The 211-nt window shown below is 69.7% G+C and carries 1 protein-coding gene; it reads left to right on the top strand.

The genetic code is table 11. The features are described from left to right. A partial coding sequence (locus tag AAHB17_RS24710) for a hypothetical protein (RefSeq protein WP_342133711.1) occupies positions 1-211 on the top strand: 211 nt, incomplete at both ends.

The raw sequence follows: 211 nt of genomic DNA, 5'->3' as shown, positions 1-211 counted from the left end.
AGCTACAGCTGGGAAGCCGACGGCGTGGCCTTCGCCACGGGCGGCAGCGTCACGCTGGGCCAGGCGCAAGTAGGCAAGCAGATCACGGTGGTGGCCAGCTACACCGACCTCCAGGGCACGCTCGAGAACGTGGAGAGCGCCGCGACAACGGCGGTGCTCAACGTCAACGACGCCCCGGTGGGCACGGTGACGATCAGCGGCACGGCCACGG

Origin of the sequence: Hydrogenophaga sp. OTU3427, assembly GCF_038440225.1 — a bacterium.
Classification (GTDB): domain Bacteria; phylum Pseudomonadota; class Gammaproteobacteria; order Burkholderiales; family Burkholderiaceae_C; genus Hydrogenophaga.
The sequence above is the reverse complement of the archived record's forward strand: the minus strand, read 5'-3'. Positions and strand labels throughout refer to the sequence as shown.